The following is a 15,763-nucleotide window of genomic DNA, read 5'->3' as shown; positions in this document are numbered from 1 at the left end:
AGCCCCGTGCTCGAATGGCTCCAGGCCGAGTGGCCTCAGGTTCTCGGTTTCGTCACGGGAGCGGTCTGCGTCTGGCTCGCCGGGCGTCGGAACGTCTGGAACTACCCGATCGGCATCGCCAACAACGTCGTGCTGTTCGTCGTCTTCATCGGCGCGGGGCTCTACGCCACGGCAGTGCTGCAGGTCGTCTATCTGCTCATGGGAGTGCACGGCTGGTGGCGCTGGACGCACGGCGCCGAGCAGAGCCGCACGTACGTCGTGCACACCCCGCGCCGAGCATGGCCGTGGCTGGCGCTCGCCGCGATCGCCGGCGCTGCCGTGCTGGTCTGGGTGCTCACCACGTTCACCGACTCGCAGGTGGCGATCCCGGATGCCGCGACGACCGCCGCGAGCCTCGTGGCGCAGTACATGCTCAACCGCAAGTGGATCGAGAACTGGTTCGTCTGGATCGGCGTCGACATCGCATTCGTCGGCCTGTCGATCGTCGCGGGCCTCTGGGTCATCGCCGCGTTGTACGCCCTCTTCATCGGACTCTGCGTGATCGGCTACCGATCGTGGCGGCGGGTCGCGGGCACCGATCGCGATTCTGCGGCGACGGGAGCGACGTCTGCTCCCGCTCGGGCCTGAGGGGGCGGGCATGAGCGGTCACGGCCTGGTCCTCGGCAAGTTCTACCCGTTCCACAGCGGGCACTCGCATCTCATCCGCCAGGCGCAGCGCGCGAGCGACCGCGTCACCGTCCAGGTGCTCGGCGCCTCGGTCGAGTCGATCCCGCTCGAGGTGCGCGCCGACTGGATCCGTGAGTCGCACCCGGGTGTGCGGGTGGTCGCCGCGATGGACGACGCCCCGGTCGACTTCGAATCGGAGGCCGCGTGGGACGAGCACATGGCGCTGATCGAGTCGCTGGTCGACGAGCCCGTCGACACCGTGTTCTCGTGCGATGCCTACGGGGGCGAGCTGGCGAGGCGACTGGATGCCCGCTGGGTGCGGATCGACGAGGGGCGGCGCATCAACCCCGTCTCGGGGACTGCCATCCGCGCCGATGTCGCCGGCAACTGGCACGAGCTGGCGCCGGCGGTACGCGCCTGGCTGACCGCCCGTGTCGTGGTGCTGGGGGCGGAGTCCACCGGGTCCACGACTCTCGCTGCGGCGCTGGCCGAGATGCTGGGAACGCTGTGGGTGCCGGAGTACGGTCGCGAGCACTCCGAGATCCGCGAGGGGGGCCTGGATGCGCCGTGGCGCAGCGACGAGTTCGACCTGATCGTCGATCGGCAGGTCGCTCTCGAACGGCGCGCTCTGCGGGAGGTGCCGGTGCCGGTGCTGGTCTGCGACACCGACGTGCTCGCGACAGCTCTGTGGCACGAGCGCTACGTCGGTTCGACGGCCGCGCGCCTGTACGAGGCCGCGGCCGCGCATCGGCCGCTGCTCTACGTGCTCACGGGCGACGAGATCCCGTTCGAGCAGGACGGCATGCGCGACGGCGAGGACATCCGCCATGGCATGCAGCAGCGCTTCCGCGATGTGCTGGCGACGCAGGACGTGCCCTGGCTCGAGGTGCGTGGCGATGTGCCGACACGGGTCGAGGCCGCGGCATCCGCTCTGCAGCCCCTCCTCGCCGAGCACCTGAGCTTCGCGGTTCCGCTCGAGGCACGGCCGATCGACGAGCAGCGTGCGCTCCAGCGGCACGCCCGATCGACATCGTTAGGATGATCGCATGCCCGACCGCTGGAACAGAGTCTCCGCCTCGCCCACGAACCCCGGCAGCGGACACGGCGTCGAGGCGCTGACCGCCGAAGACCTGTTCCGTCCGGCCGCACGGGCCGCGGTTCCGCTCGACGAGAAGCTCCGCCAGGTCTACTACTGGATCGTCAATCGGGCGGTGATCTCGCCCTACTACGACATGGAGTTCTCGCACGGCGAGCCGCTCTTGATCGGGCTGGGCGATGCCGGGGCTGCCGTATCGCTGCCGACCCAGGCGTCGTTCTCATCCAACGTCCTCGTGCCGCTGCTCACGTTCGCGGTGGGCGGCAAATGCCTGCTGATCGGCGGGCCCGGTCGGGGCAAGACCACCGTCGCCGTGCTCATGGGGGTGCTCGCGGGCACCTCGTCGGCGGACGTCAGGCGGGCCGTGCAGCAGGGGCAGCCGCAGCTCACGGTCAGCGATCTCGTCGGCATCCCGTTGCCGCGCGATCTCGTCGGAGCCGAGCGGCTGACCGACATCCGCATCGCCTGGCGCGACTGGCTGGGCCTTCCCGTCAAGATCATCGACGAGTACAACCGGATCCCCACCAAGACCCAGTCGGCGCTGCTGACGATGGTCGCGGAGGGCTACGTCGAGAGCCACGACCAGATGCGCCGCACCGCGCCGGACGGCGGAGTGGAGAGCTGGTTCTTCACCGCGAACGATGACGCGGGCGGCGGCACCTTCCCGGTCATCCAGGCGCTGCGCGACCGCATGGACGTCACCGTGCAGGCGGCCGGGTTCAACAGCCGGTTCTTCGACGAGCTGATCACCCGGGTCGAGGCGGGGGAGAAGCCTGAGGAGCACGTGCCGTCCGAGCTCTCGTTCGACCCGGCGCAGCAGTCCGAGATGCGCGCGCAGATCCGCGCGGTGCCCATCCCGGATGCCGTGCGCGAGCGCCTGCGGTTCTTCCTCAGCCACTTCGAGTTCGTGCAGCACGGCGGACGCCGTTTCGAATACCGCACCAAGGACGTCGTGACGACCGCGGGCGGACGCGTCGGCGAGGTCATCGAGGCGAACAGCGGTGCCGATCTCGAGGTCGATCTCGGGGCGCAGACCCGCAACGGACTCTCGGTGCGCGCTCTGCAGACGCTCATCATGTACGCCAAGGGCATGGCCTGGTTCCGGGGCGTGGACGCCGTCGAGCTCGACGACGTCGCGGCGGTCCTGCCGTTCGTGCTCCGTGGCAAGCTGCTGCCCAACGCCACGCATCCGCGCTTCGACGTCGGAGCCGAGCGCGAACTCAGCACCGACACCGTCAGCTGGCTGGCCGATCTTTTCGCCCAGTCGTGCCGACAGTACGACGCGCTCGGACGCGATGCCGACGACGAGGTGGCCGCGCTCCTCGCGGAGTTCGACCGCGGCCTCGACGGCCTTCCGGCACTCGAGGCCTCTCGTCGCATCACCGCGGTCGAGGCTCAGCTGCGCCGGATCGCCACGGTCGGCAAGCTGTACGGGCGCGACTTCGACGACGTCATCGCGCTGAAGTACCTGCATCAGCGCTACACGGCATACGTCCGGTGGCAGGAGCTGAGCGGGTGAACCGCGTCCCGGTGCAGCTGGCGAACGTGTCGGCGCCGTTCCCACTCGCCGAGCGTCCCGATCTCTCAGCTTCGGGGCTCGATGCGGCGCTCGCGGCGGAGTCGGTGCGGGCTGCCCACGGTGATCCTCTGCTGTTCGGACGAGCGCTCGCCGCGGGCATCGAGTTCGACCCGGCGTCCTTGACCGACCGCGAGCGAGCGCTCGATCTCGTCGCGATCGCCGCGTGGCGCGCGGGCGCACTCGGGCTGCGCGTCGATGCTCTCAGCAGACTCGACGATCTCGACTCCGCGGAGCATCGGGTGGCGGCCGCTGCGGCCCTCGGCATCGGCGTCGACCTGCTCGACGAGTTCCGGCGCCGGCAGCGGAGCGATCGCTTCTGGTGGCCGGGCCGTGCCGATCAGCGGGGATACGTGCTCGCCACCGGAGGCTTCCGAGGCCTCGGCGGTGCGTGGGTCCGTCCTCCCGAGCGTGTGGAACGCCTGCCGGATGACGGGGCCTTCGCGTTTCTCGTCGCCGGCTCCTGGTGGCGTCTCGACAGCGACGTGTGGGGCGCGCGGCTCTCCCTGCTTCCCGAGCGACCGACGACGACCGAGTCGAGCGATGACGGGGTGACCATCGTGATCGGGCCGGACACGCATCTGGCCTGGGTGCACGTGCGGGAGCAGGAGTGACGTCCCTCCCCGATCGGGTCCCGCTCACCGACGACGCCCGATCAGCGTGGGAGCGGGCGCTCGCCCTGTGGCGGGTGTGGCTCGACGACCCGACGGTCCGACCGGGCGCCGCCGATGCGCACGGTGCCCCCGCGTGGTTCTCGTTCCCTCCGTCGGTGACCGTCGACCCGCGCTACCTCGCCGACCGCGGGCTCGCCGACGAGCTGTGGAGCATGTTTGCCCACGAGATCGGGCACCATGTGCTGGCGCCGAGCACACGGATCGATTCGCTCAAGATCGACCATCAGATGGCGCGCGCGATCACCGCCGCCACCGCGCGCGTGAAGGCGGGGGAAGGGGCGCGGAGACTCTCGAACCTGTGGTGCGATCTGCTCGTGAACACACGCGTCGCCCAGCTGCAACGGGCGGAGAAGGAGGGCGGGGCCACGGCCACCCGCGACCTCGGCATCGTCCGGCTCGGCCTCGCACTCTATCCGGCCCCCGAGGGCAGCGGCGACCGGCTGTGGTGGGTGTACTGCCGCGCGTACGAGCTGCTCTGGCAGCTGCCGGCAGGCACCCTGTGCCCGCTCGAGCCGCCGCCCCGACCGGAGCGCGCTCGCGTGCAGACCACCCTCGTGCCGCTGAGCCAGATCCCCGAGAAACACCGTGAGAAGGAACGCCTGCTGCGTGCAGCCCAGACCGAACGCGAGAGGGTGGCGGCAGAGCTCGCCGGAGCGACGGCGACGAACCCGGCCGTCGATGCCGCTCTCGTCGCGGACGCCGTGCGCTCCTTCGCCACCGACCCGGTCTCGGGGGCCGCGCTGTTCGGGGTGATCGCAGCCCCCTATCTCGCCGAGCAGGCGGGAGCGGCGGAGATCGGTGCTGGCGAACCGCTCGCCGGGTGCGGTGTCGACGACGCTCCGGCCACCGCCGATGAGCTCGGCCGCATCCTTGCCGACCAGCGCCTGCGCGACGACCTGCCGCGGCACCCCGGCATGGTGAGGGCCCCGGACGGACAGGGCGATCCGGAGGACACGACCGACGAGGGAGCGAAGAAGGACGGACAGCGTCTGACGATCGCGCGCACTCTCGCGCTGTACCGCGAGAGCGGTGAGGATGCCGTGCTCGCCGCCTGGTATCGCAACGAAGCGGCCGCATGGGTGCGCCCGTACACGCGCCAGGCTCCGTCGACGCCGACCGGCGGCATCCCCGGGCCCGTCGAGCTCTGGGAGGTGGGAGACGCACTCGCCGACCTCGACTGGCCGCTCACTCTGAGGTCGGGGACCGTGATTCCCGGGGTCACGACCCGTCGGCGTTCGGAGCTCGACGACGAGCCGATCGTCCGCGAGACGAGTCTCGAGCTCGACCTCTACATCGACTCCTCGGGGTCGATGACGCATCCGCGCAACGGCTCGCCCGCCGTGCTCGCCGGCACGATCCTCGCGCTGTCGATCCTCCGCGGCGGAGGAAGAGTCAGGGTCACGAGCTTCTCGGGCACGGGAGAGGTGGCGGGGATGCCGCGGTTCGGCCGCGACCCCGCTGAGATCATCGCCGCGATCTCGCTGTTCTTCGGCAGGTCGACGTCGTTCCCGCTCGACCTGTACGCCGCGAGATACGCGGGGCTTCCGCCGGCGGGCGACGACGACCAGCGGCACGTGGTGGTGCTCTCCGACGACGGACTGGTGTCGATGTTCGGCGTCGGCAACGAGCCGTACCAGGGTGTCGCCCGCACCGTTCGAGAGGTGCTCACGACCGGTACGCTCGTGCTCATGGATCGCAGACACCAGGTCGCCCAGCTCGCCGAGCGCGACGGCTACGACGTGGTGTACCTGCAGACGATGGCGGACGCGCCGGCGGCGTGCGCGGCCCTGGCAGAGGCGCTGCATGGCTGAGACCGAGGCGCTGCTCGCCGCGTGGAGCGAGCGATCGGGCGGAGAGCCCGAGGCCTGGGCGCGCACGAGACAAGGGCCCTCGCTCGAGTCGGTCGCCGCTCGCATCTCCCGCGTGCCCCAGGAGTTCCTCGACGAGCGGATCTCGCTGCGCGCCCTCGCGGGAGACGTCCTCGGCGGTCAGATCGTCTCCGTCCGGTTCGACGACGACCCCCGTGTGCGCCAAGGGGCCGCGATCGGACTGTGGCTCGTCGCCAGCGAGGGGCTCATCGAGCCGCTCGTCCCGGCGCTCTCGACCGGACGGGCCGCCCTCGCCGTCGATGCGCTCGCTCTGCGTGTCGCCCCGGTCGCCGCTCCCGCGGAGTGGACCTCCGATGATGAGCGGCGCACCGAGGCCGCCCGCACGTTCCTGCTCTGGTGCGGCTTCCTTCCTGCGGGGGAGGATGCGGCGACCGCCGCGTCGCTTCTCGCCGCGTGCGACTCCCTGGCCCGCGACCGGGCGCTCGCCGAGGCATACGAGGGCCACAGGCACCGCGCCGACATCGCCCGCAAACTCGACGAGGCCCGCCGCAAGGAGGCGGCGGCGCGGTACTCCAGTGAGTGACCCCGATCTCAGAGGTGCGCTGACCCTCGCCGAGTACGCGCCGGGAGAGGCTGCCGTGCTCACCGACGCGGAGCGCTGGCCGACCATCGATGCCGGGGGAGTGTCGAGACTCACGCACTGGCGTGCGCATTCTGACGCTCCCCAGTGGACCCACGCCACGGGTGACCGCCTCACCGCCGAGCAGGCCGAGCGGGTGCGGCATCCGCTCTCCGCCGACGGCTGGCTCCGCGAACATCTCGCGGCCGCGCGGCGCACGCTGCGCTATCGGGGGATGCCGGAGGATGCCGCGCTCGAGGACTTCCCGACGATCGCACGGGCCGACCTCGTCGACGACCTCGCCGCGTTCGTGCCGCTCGATGCGGATCTCTCCCGCATGCTGCACGGCACGAGCTCGGGCTCGACCGGAGCGGCGCTGCTCATTCCCGACGACGTCGAGGAGGTCGCGCGCGGCTTCCACCTGCTGGTCGCGCTCGCCGCATCCGCCGGGGCCACGGTCGCCGCCGACGACGAGCGGATGGCAGTGGCGAACCTCGTCTTCCAGAGGCAGGCGTTCACCTACGTGTCGGTGATCTCGAGCTTCTCGCACCGCGCCATGGCCCGGCTGAACCTGCATCCGTCCGCGTGGGACGACGTCGACGCACGCGCCCGATTCCTCGCGGAGGCGGATCCGCAGATCCTGAGCGGGCATCCGACGAGCCTCGCCGAGCTGCTGGATGCCGGACTCGACGCCGTGCTGCACCCCGCCGTGATCTTCTCGGGTGCCATGGCGCTCTCCGCACCGCTGCGGGCGCGCCTCGAAACGGCGTTCGGATGTCCGGTGATCGACGTCTACGGGCTCCACGAGACGCGCCCGATCGCCGCGCGCACCGACGACGGGCCGTTCCGGATCCTCGATCGGCGGGTGCGTGTCGAGATTCTCGAACCGCATCGAGACGTCGCTGTGCCCCCGGGTGTCATGGGAGAGATCGTGGTGACCGCGGGTGAGAACCCGCTGCTGCCGCTGGTGCGTTATCGCACCGGCGACTTCGGCCGGCTGGTCCGCCTCGAAGACGGCGCGTTCGGCATCGCCGACCTCGAAGGCCGCGAGAACACGCGCTTCCGCGCCGCCGACGGCACGCTCGTGCCGTGCGTCGAGCTGACGCAGCAGCTGCAGGCCAGAGGTGCGCTGGGGTGGTCGATCGAGCAGGGCGACGACGGGCGGGTGCGCGCGACGATCGCGGGCGGTGACGACGCAGGCATCCGCACGGCTCTTCACGCGCTGCTCGGGATGCCGGTGGAACTGCACAGCGTCGCACGCCTCATCGACCTCGGCGAGGGGAAGCCCCGGCGCTATCGCAGCAGGGTTCCCGACTGACGGCATCGCCCTGACTGACAACGTCACCCTGACTGACAACGTCACCCGTTCGCCGTACACTCGCGGCATGAGCGGACTGATCCCCTACCTGCTGTTCCCGGGAAACGCGGCCGAGGCCCTGGAGCACTACCGCTCCGTCTTCGGCGGCGATCTGCAGCTGCTCGACTACTCGCAGGCCGGGCGCCATGACGGCCCGGGCGATGCGATCGCCCACGGACAGCTGTCCGGCCCGGTCGAGCTGGCAGGTGCCGACGCCGGAGCCGACGACGATGCCGTGCAGATGAGCGGCATGTTCCTCTCGCTGCTCGGCACGGCCGACGCGTCGACCCTGACCAGCTGGTTCGACCAGCTGTCCCTGGAGGGTCGAGTGCTCGATGCCCTGCAGAAGCGACCGTGGGGCGACTACGACGGCACCCTCGTCGACCGCTACGGCGTCCGCTGGCTCATCGGATTCCACGACGAGGAGTGACCGGTCGTCTCGTCTCGTCGCTGCGCTTCTCGCTCGACGACCGGGATGCTTCCGATCCTGGTCGTCGAGCGAGCGGAGCGAGACGAAACGCGGGTCAGCTGAACAGTCGCTGCAGGCGCTGCACGCCCTCGAGGAGCTGGTCGTCGCCGAGCGCGTACGACATGCGGATGTATCCGGACGGGCCGAAAGCCTCGCCAGGGACGACGGCGACCTCGGCACGCTCGAGGATGAAGTCGGCGAGTTCGAGCGAGGTGGTCGGCGTCACGCCGTCCCAGGTGCGGCCGAGCAGGCCCTGCACATCGGGGTAGACGTAGAAGGCGCCGAGCGGGTTCGGCACGACGAGGCCGTCGATCTTCGACAGCTCCGACACGATCAGGCGGCGTCGGCGGTCGAAGGCCTCGCGGAACTGCTCGGCCTCGGTCTGCGGGCCGGTGAGGGCTGCGATAGCGGCCTTCTGGGCGACGTTGTTGACGTTGCTCGAGAGGTGCGACTGCAGGTTGCCGGCGATCTTGATGGCATCCGCGGGGCCGACCATCCAGCCCACACGCCATCCGGTCATCGCGTAGGTCTTCGCGACGCCGTTGACGAGGATGGTCTGGCCGGCGAGAGCAGGAACGGCCTCGACGATGGAGGTCGCCTTGACGCCCTCGTAGGTGAGGTTCTGGTAGATCTCGTCCGAGATCACCCAGATGCCGTGCTCGAGTGCCCACTCGCCGATGGCGGCGGTCTCTTCGGCGGTGTACACGGAGCCGGTCGGGTTGGACGGCGAGACGAAGACGAGCACGGTCGTGCGCTCGGTGCGAGCGGCCTCGAGCTGCTCGACCGTGACCTTGTAGTCCTGGTCGGCGCCGGCGAAGACCTCGACCGGGGTGCCGTCGGCGAGGCGGATCGCCTCGGGGTAGGTGGTCCAGTACGGCGCGGGCAGCAGCACCTCGTCGCCCGGGTTCACCACGGCCTGGAAGGCCTGGTACACCGACTGCTTGCCGCCGTTGGTCACGATGACCTGGCTCGGTGAGACCTCGAGGCCCGAGTCGCGCAGCGTCTTCGCGGCGATGGCCTCGCGGAGCGCGGGCAGTCCGGGCGCCGGGGTGTACCGGTAGCTCGCGGGGTCTGCCAGAGCGTTGGCCGCGGCATCCACGATGAACTGCGGTGTCGCGAAGTCGGGCTCGCCCGCGGCATACGAGATGACGGGCTTGCCTTCGGCCTTGAGGGCCTTCGCCTTGGCATCGACCTTGAGGGTCGCCGATTCGGCGATGGCGGACAGCTTGCGAGAGAGAGGAGCGCGTTCGGTCACGATTACGAGCGTACTCGGATCGACGCTGTCGATGACGGGTCAGGAGCCGTCAAGAATCGCTGTTCTTGACGGCACTCGACCGCACTGCCGGTCACGCCGTGGCGAAGCCGTGCGCGCGGGCGACGGCATCCAGTGTGATGCGACCGCCCTGCACGTTGAGGCCCTTGGCGAGTGCGGTGTCGTCCGCCGCCGCTCGCTCCCACCCCTTGCCGGCGATGGCCGACACGTAGGGGAGGGTGGCGTTGGTGAGGGCGCGGGTGGCCGTCTCGGGCACGGCGCCCGGCATGTTCGCGACGCAGTAGTAGATGGAGTCGTGCACTGCGAAGGTGGGGTCGTCGTGCGTGGTCGGGCGCGAGCCCTCGAAGCATCCGCCCTGGTCGATCGCGATGTCGACGAGCACCGATCCGGGCTTCATCGCCGCGACCATGTCGTCGGTGACCAGCTTGGGTGCGGCGGCACCGGGGATCAGCACCGAGCCGATCACGAGGTCGGCCGTCGCCAGCTCCTCGGCGATGTCGTACCTGCTCGACGCTCGGGTCTGCAGAGCGCCGCCGTAGTGGTGCTCGAGCTCGCGGAGGCGGGGCAGAGAGATGTCGATCACGGTCACCTGAGAGCCGAGCCCCAGGGCGTTGGCTGCCGCGTGCTCTCCGGCGACACCGCCGCCGATCACGACGGTCTTGGCGCGAGGAGCGCCGGCGATCCCACCCATCAGGACGCCTCGCCCGCCGGCTGACCGCATCAGGGAGTACGAACCCATGGTCACGGAAAGGCGGCCGGCGATCTCGCTCATCGGCACGAGCAGCGGCAGGCTGCGATCGGGCAGCTGCACGGTCTCATAGGCGACGGCCGTGGTTCCCGCGTCGACGAGCGCAGTGGTCAGCGCGCGATCGGCCGCGAGGTGCAGATAGGTGAAGAGAGTGAGGTCTGGGCGCAGGAAGCCGTACTCCTGTGCGATCGGCTCCTTCACCTTGATGAGGAGCTCGGCCTCGCCCCAGGTCTCTTCGGCCGTAGCGACGATCTCGGCGCCGGCCAGGCGATAGGCCTCGTCGGAGATGCCGGAACCGACGCCCGCGCCCGACTGCACGAGCACGCGGTGGCCCTCGTGCACCAGACGGTCGGCGCCCGCAGGCGTGAGCGCGGTGCGGTTCTCGTTGTTCTTGACCTCTGTGGGCACGCCGATCTTCATCGATCCTCCAAGTGACGGTTGCGTGGGTACATCTCAGAATCGCAGAAACGTCGACTGATCGACAGAATGCCTGAAGAACATTCGCCTGTCTCGTGAATCCTGCATAATCGTTCGCATGGAGACGTCATCCGAGGCCGCACAGTCGAACACTCTTCGGGCCCCGGCGCTCGACGCGATCGATGCGCGAATCGTCCAGCTGCTGAGCGCCGACGGGAGGATGACGAATGCCGAGCTCGCCGGTCACCTCGGTGTCGCCCCGTCGACCGCGCACGCGCGTCTGCGCGCCCTCGTCGACCGCGGTGTGATCAGCGGCTTCCACGCGAGTGTCGACGAGCGGATGCTCGGCGCGGGCCTGCAGGCGATCATCGGCGTCACGCTGCGTCCGAGCGGGCGCAGGGAGAGCATTGTCGAGTTCGCCGACCGCGTGCGGGGGCTGCCGCAGGTCATCCAGGTGTTCTTCCTCGGAGGAGACGACGACTTCCTGCTGCACATCGCCGTCGCCGACTCGTCGGAGATGCGCGAGTTCGTGCTCGAGCACCTGTCGGCGCAGTCGAGCGTCGCCTCGACCAGGACCAGCATCGTGTTCGACTATCACCGCAACTCGGTGGCGGCGTCGTTCCGCTGAGCGTCCCTGCCCGCCGTTGAGGCTGTGCCCCTGCGCCGTCGAGGCGTTCCCTGACGTCGGACGAATGTATATTGCTCGGTTTTCCCTGCGTCCATAGGGTGAGGGCGGGGACGGAGCGGTCGCTGCGGATGCGGCGCGCATCCGATGGGGGTTGCTATGGAGCGAGTGATCGACGATGCGGAGTTGACTGCCTGGCTCGGTCGGCTCGCCGGTGGATCCTGGCCGCCGTTGGGCCATGATCCGCAGATCGCGCCGCCCGGCTGGTTCGCGGGACAGGTGATCCGTCTCGACGGGCGACTCGGCATGATGCAGCTGTCGAACTTCGGATCGATGACAGCAGACGACCCCGATGCATTCGAGGCTGCGCTCCTGCGTCGATCGATCGGCGCGACGATGCTCTACAGCACCCTCGAGACAGCGCACACGGTGAGATACGACCGCGCCACCCCCGAAGACGACGACATCGTCATCATCGGGATGGTGGGTCAGGGCGGGCAACGCCTGCACACTGCGTCAGGTGTCCAGCTCATGAGCGTGGGGCGGGTGGGCTTCATGTCGAGCCTCGGAGCGTCGGCGGTCGAGCAGTTCGGCGTGACGAACACCACGGGCGTCGTGGTGCCCGCAGCCGCGATCGCCGGTTATCGACACGTGCTGGCCAGGGGAGCGGACATGTTCCCGGACACCCCGCTCACCAGGGCTGCGGGTGCGGCTCTTGCGAGGATGCTGTTCGAATGGGCTCAGGACCCCGACCAGGGGGTGGGGGCGCTCGCCGGCACCGAGGCCGCGCTCCTCGCACTGGTGCGCGGGTTGTTCCGGCAGTTCCCCGGTGACGGCGAGACGGACAGAGCGAGCGAGCTGCGGGCCGAGGCCGGCAGGATCATCGAGCGGCGCCATCGCGATGCGGCATTCGGGATCGAGGAGCTCGCCGCCGAGCTGCACGTCAGTCGACGCCAGTTGTTCCGGCTCTACGCGGGAACCGACGAGAGTCTCGCGTCGAGGCTGTTGCGACGGCGGCTGGTGACCGCTCGAGAGGAACTGCTGTCGGTTCCCCCGCAGGACCTCACCACGGTCGCCGAGCGATCCGGATTCACCGACGCAGCGGCGCTGCGCGCCCAGTTCTCGCGCCATGTCGGCCACAGCCCCAGTGCTTTCCGTCTCTCTGCGCGCGCCCGGCCGCCGCGCCTCGCAGAGGCCATGCTGCTCAGCGACGAGCAGGCAGGGTCATCGCTCTGATCCGATCGTCTGCTCGACGTGGCTGCCGTGAGCGGCCGGAGTGAGCGGACAGGGGTGTTCGGCGCGCCCGCAGATCAGTGTCGACGAGGCGTGCGCAGGGTGACGGGTGATCGCGAATCTCGTGCCAACGCGAGTGCTGAGTGCCGCGTAACGCGCAGCATGTGACGTAACGCGCTCCCGCACCTCGAGACCGGGGAGCGCGGCTCTAACCTGGGCCTGCCCGTGTCCCCAGGCGGGTCATGACGGCAGATGGCGACGGAGCTCCGGCTCCGGGATCGTCGGCTGTCACGGCTTCCGGACGTGGTGGACCGCCCGTCCGGAAGCTCGGGGACAGGCGCGTGAGCGCCGGGCACGACGGACCACCCGCGGGAGAACGGGTGGACGTGCGGGTGCTTCGGTCGGGGGAACCGAAGCACCCGCGAACCCCAGGGTTCGCGTCAGGAACCGAACGACGAGGGAAGCGCGCAGTAGTCCGCGAAGCGCCGAGTCGGATTCGCGGGGTCGGTCACGTCGACGAGCGCCGAGGCAATCGCATGCGGAGCCTCGTCTCCGGCGAGCTGCCAGACGATGAAGTTCCAGAGACCGCGCGCGGTCTCACTCAGCAGCGCGGGCGGACCCGAGACCACGAGCACGCTGCCGCTGTCGGGGGACTCTCGAAACGGAGCGATGACATCGGTGCGCAGAACCTGCTCGTCGCCGTCGGTCGTGTGCTGGCGCTCGACCTGTTGCCCCGCGGTGATGAGAGCTGCGGCGAGCCCGTCGGCCGCGTGGCGTGAACGCTCGGCATCCGCTCCCGCGACGACCAGCAGGCGGCGTCCGCGCGGGTACAGGTGCAGGAACTCGGCGGAGATATCGGACCAGGCGTCGCTCATGATCTCAGGCTACGCCCGCCTGTGATCGCAGGCGCCGCCGGTCAGAACATGGTCAGTAGGCCGGCGAGCATGGAGGCGACCATGAGGAGCACGGGCATCGCCAGCAGCACCATCGACGTGCCGGCGGTGAGGAGCGCCGCCACCCCCAGTTGCACCGGGAGTCTCGGTCTGGGGACGCCCTCGAGTGGCAGGTTTCCGCCGAGCACGAGCCCGACCGCGCCCGTCGCGACCGCGATGGTATGGGATGGACGAACGAGCTCGATGGGAAGAGGGAGAACAGCGGTCTCCTCGAAGCCGAACAGGACCAGGGCGATCGGGATCGCCGTCAGCAGGGTGAGCGCGAGCGACGCGGAACTGAGGCTGAGCGAGGCGGTGCGGCGGACGCGGAGAGCGTGTTCGGAAGGGGGAGTAGGTGTCGGCATCCCGCGAGCGTAGGGCGGGGCGGAGACGCTCGAACCCGGTTGTCCACAGGGCGGAACGGCAGAGCCCCTCGGATGCCGGATCGCGGCATTCGAGGGGCTTCTGTGCAGTGTGAGTCAGTCCTCGTCGACGAGGAAGCGGCTGTACGCGCCGAGCGTGAGGAACGCCGGGAACTCCTCCTGCAGCGCGACATCGCGGAAGATCTCCGCCGCGTCGTCGAATCGGTCACCGGCAGATCGTGTCGCCTGAGCGAGCACATCGCGGATCAGGCTCTCGATGTACTCGGCAGTGATCGGTGTGCCGTCTTCGGTGGTGCGGTCCTGGTGGATCCACTGCCACACCTGCGAGCGGCTGATCTCGGCGGTGGCGGCATCCTCCATCAGGTTGTCGATGGCGACGGCGCCCAGGCCGCGCAACCACGCCTCGAGGTAGCGGATCGCGACCGAGACGTTGTCGCGCACGCCGCGGGCCGTGATCGGCCGCCCGATGTGCACGTCGAGCAGCTGCGCCGCGGTCACCGTGACCTCGGGGCGCTGACGGTCGACCTGGTTCGGTCGCTCCCCGAGCACGGCATCGAACTCCGCCTGTGCCGTGGGGATCAGATCGGGGTGGGCCACCCACGTGCCGTCGAATCCGTCGCCGGCCTCGCGCTTCTTGTCGGCCGAGACCTTCTCGAACGCCCGCTCCGTGACCTCGGGGTCGCGACGGTTGGGGATGAAGGCGCTCATGCCTCCGATCGCGTAGGCGCCCCGCTTGTGGCAGGTCTGCACGAGCAGCTCGGTGTATGCCCGCATGAACGGCACCGTCATCGTGACCTCACTGCGATCGGGGAGCACGAAGCGGGCGCCGCGACCGCGGTAGTTCTTGATGATCGAGAAGATGTAGTCCCAGCGTCCGGCGTTGAGGCCTGCGCAGTGGTCGCGCAGCTCGTAGAGGATCTCGTCCATCTCGAACGCGGCGGGCAGTGTCTCGATGAGCACCGTGGCGCGGATCGTGCCGTGCGGGATGCCGATGTACTCCTCGCTGAACGAGAACACGTCGTCCCACAGCTTCGCCTCCTCGCTCGACTCCAGCTTCGCGATGTAGAAGTACGGTCCGCGCCCGTTCGCGATGAGCTCCTTCGCGTTGTGCAGGAAGTACAGGCCGAAGTCCACGAGCGAACCGGATGCCGCGGTGCGTCGCCCCGCCCGATCGGTGAACTGCAGGTGCTTCTCGGGCAGGTGCCATCCGCGGGGGCGCATCACGATGGTGGGAGTGCGCTCGGCGGTGACGCGGTATTCCTTGCCCGGCCCCGACTCGGTCGACGGGCCCGTGAAGGAGAGCTCGCCGCGGATCGCGTCGCGGAGCGACAGCTGGCCCTCGATGACGTTCTTCCACGTGGGGCTGGTCGCGTCCTCCTGGTCTGCGAGCCAGACGCGAGCGCCCGAGTTCAGGGCGTTGATCGTCATCTTCGGGTCCGTTGGACCGGTGATCTCGACGCGGCGGTCCTCGAGGCCGGGGCCCGCACCGGCGACGCGCCACTCGGCATCCTGGCGGATGTGCGCGGTGTCGTCGCGGAATCGGGGATCGTGGCCGTTGCCGATCTCGAACCGCCGACGCATCCGGTCGGCCAGCCGGTCGTGGCGTCGGGAGGCGAACCGGTGGTGCAGCTCGGTGAGGAACGCGATCGCCTCGGGGGTGAGGATCTCGTCGTAGCGCTCGCGCTGGGGGCCGGTGATGGTGATCGCCGGACCCTGCTGCGTGGTCTGGATCGGAGCGGTGGTCGGGGGAGCGGTGGGAGTGGTCATGATCTGAGTCCTTTAGGTGAGTGGGTGCGTTTCGTCTCGGTCGGCTTCGCTGTCCTCGCTCAACGACCGGGTGGGTGGTCGGTCGTTGAGCGAGGGGCG

General features: G+C 69.7%; 15 protein-coding genes. 10 read left to right on the top strand and 5 right to left on the bottom strand.

From position 1 onward, the window contains the following. The first annotated feature begins 6 nt into the window (after positions 1-6). From pnuC to ASF63_RS12015, 8 genes are all read left to right on the top strand, one after another. Positions 7-627, top strand: coding sequence for a nicotinamide riboside transporter PnuC (gene pnuC / locus ASF63_RS12050; RefSeq protein ID WP_056514139.1), 621 nt, complete (start codon positions 7-9; stop codon positions 625-627). 10 nt (positions 628-637) lie between these two features. Next, the gene (locus ASF63_RS12045) at positions 638-1,708 is read left to right on the top strand and encodes an AAA family ATPase (RefSeq protein WP_056514137.1); all 1,071 of its coding nucleotides are present in this window, start codon (positions 638-640) and stop codon (positions 1,706-1,708) included. A 4-nt stretch (positions 1,709-1,712) separates the two neighbouring features. Then, complete coding sequence (locus ASF63_RS12040) at positions 1,713-3,281, top strand: AAA family ATPase (RefSeq protein WP_056514133.1); 1,569 nt, start codon at positions 1,713-1,715, stop codon at positions 3,279-3,281. Further along, a complete protein-coding gene (locus ASF63_RS12035) occupies positions 3,278-3,952 on the top strand; it encodes a potassium transporter Kef (protein WP_235560781.1) in 675 nt (224 codons plus the stop codon). Before ASF63_RS12040 ends, ASF63_RS12035 begins: the two co-directional genes overlap by 4 nt. Further along, positions 3,949-5,823 carry a VWA domain-containing protein gene (locus ASF63_RS12030; RefSeq protein WP_056514127.1) on the top strand — a complete coding sequence of 625 codons (1,875 nt, stop codon included), beginning with the start codon at positions 3,949-3,951 and terminating at the stop codon, positions 5,821-5,823. Before ASF63_RS12035 ends, ASF63_RS12030 begins: the two co-directional genes overlap by 4 nt. Then, positions 5,816-6,424 carry a hypothetical protein gene (locus ASF63_RS12025; protein ID WP_056514124.1) on the top strand — a complete coding sequence of 203 codons (609 nt, stop codon included), beginning with the start codon at positions 5,816-5,818 and terminating at the stop codon, positions 6,422-6,424. Before ASF63_RS12030 ends, ASF63_RS12025 begins: the two co-directional genes overlap by 8 nt. Next, entirely contained in the window at positions 6,417-7,778 is a 1,362-nt protein-coding gene (locus tag ASF63_RS12020; protein ID WP_056514120.1) for an AMP-binding protein, read from the top strand. The genes ASF63_RS12025 and ASF63_RS12020 overlap by 8 nt, the downstream gene beginning before the upstream one ends. 67 nt (positions 7,779-7,845) lie before the next feature. After that, complete coding sequence (locus ASF63_RS12015; RefSeq protein WP_056514117.1) at positions 7,846-8,247, top strand: VOC family protein; 402 nt, start codon at positions 7,846-7,848, stop codon at positions 8,245-8,247. A 94-nt stretch (positions 8,248-8,341) separates the two neighbouring features. Here ASF63_RS12015 and ASF63_RS12010 read toward each other — a convergent pair whose 3' ends face one another. Continuing rightward, positions 8,342-9,541 carry a pyridoxal phosphate-dependent aminotransferase gene (locus ASF63_RS12010; RefSeq protein WP_056514114.1) on the bottom strand — a complete coding sequence of 400 codons (1,200 nt, stop codon included), beginning with the start codon at positions 9,539-9,541 and terminating at the stop codon, positions 8,342-8,344. A gap of 91 nt (positions 9,542-9,632) precedes the next feature. Then, positions 9,633-10,727 (bottom strand): alanine dehydrogenase, encoded by a 1,095-nt coding sequence (gene ald, locus ASF63_RS12005; protein WP_056514111.1) that lies wholly within the window; start codon positions 10,725-10,727, stop codon positions 9,633-9,635. A gap of 115 nt (positions 10,728-10,842) precedes the next feature. Between ald and ASF63_RS12000 the strand changes: the two genes are divergently transcribed. Continuing rightward, entirely contained in the window at positions 10,843-11,352 is a 510-nt protein-coding gene (locus tag ASF63_RS12000) for an Lrp/AsnC family transcriptional regulator (RefSeq protein ID WP_056514108.1), read from the top strand. Positions 11,353-11,508: 156 nt separating this feature from the next. Beyond that, a complete protein-coding gene (locus tag ASF63_RS11995; protein ID WP_056514105.1) occupies positions 11,509-12,585 on the top strand; it encodes an AraC family transcriptional regulator in 1,077 nt (358 codons plus the stop codon). Positions 12,586-13,022: 437 nt separating this feature from the next. On the opposite strand, the gene ASF63_RS11990 is transcribed toward ASF63_RS11995, so the two are convergent. From ASF63_RS11990 to aceB, 3 genes are all read right to left on the bottom strand, one after another. Further along, positions 13,023-13,457, bottom strand: coding sequence for a hypothetical protein (locus tag ASF63_RS11990; protein ID WP_056514102.1), 435 nt, complete (start codon positions 13,455-13,457; stop codon positions 13,023-13,025). Positions 13,458-13,498: 41 nt separating this feature from the next. Further along, on the bottom strand, positions 13,499-13,879 hold the full coding sequence (locus ASF63_RS11985; protein WP_056514101.1) for a hypothetical protein: 381 nt from the start codon (positions 13,877-13,879) through the stop codon (positions 13,499-13,501). Positions 13,880-13,993: 114 nt separating this feature from the next. Beyond that, positions 13,994-15,664 carry a malate synthase A gene (gene aceB / locus ASF63_RS11980; protein WP_056514097.1) on the bottom strand — a complete coding sequence of 557 codons (1,671 nt, stop codon included), beginning with the start codon at positions 15,662-15,664 and terminating at the stop codon, positions 13,994-13,996. Positions 15,665-15,763: the final 99 nt, after the last annotated feature.

This window comes from Microbacterium sp. Leaf320 (assembly GCF_001423485.1).
Classification (GTDB): domain Bacteria; phylum Actinomycetota; class Actinomycetes; order Actinomycetales; family Microbacteriaceae; genus Microbacterium.
Note: the sequence above shows the minus strand (reverse complement) of the source record. Positions and strands in the feature narration are given on the sequence as shown.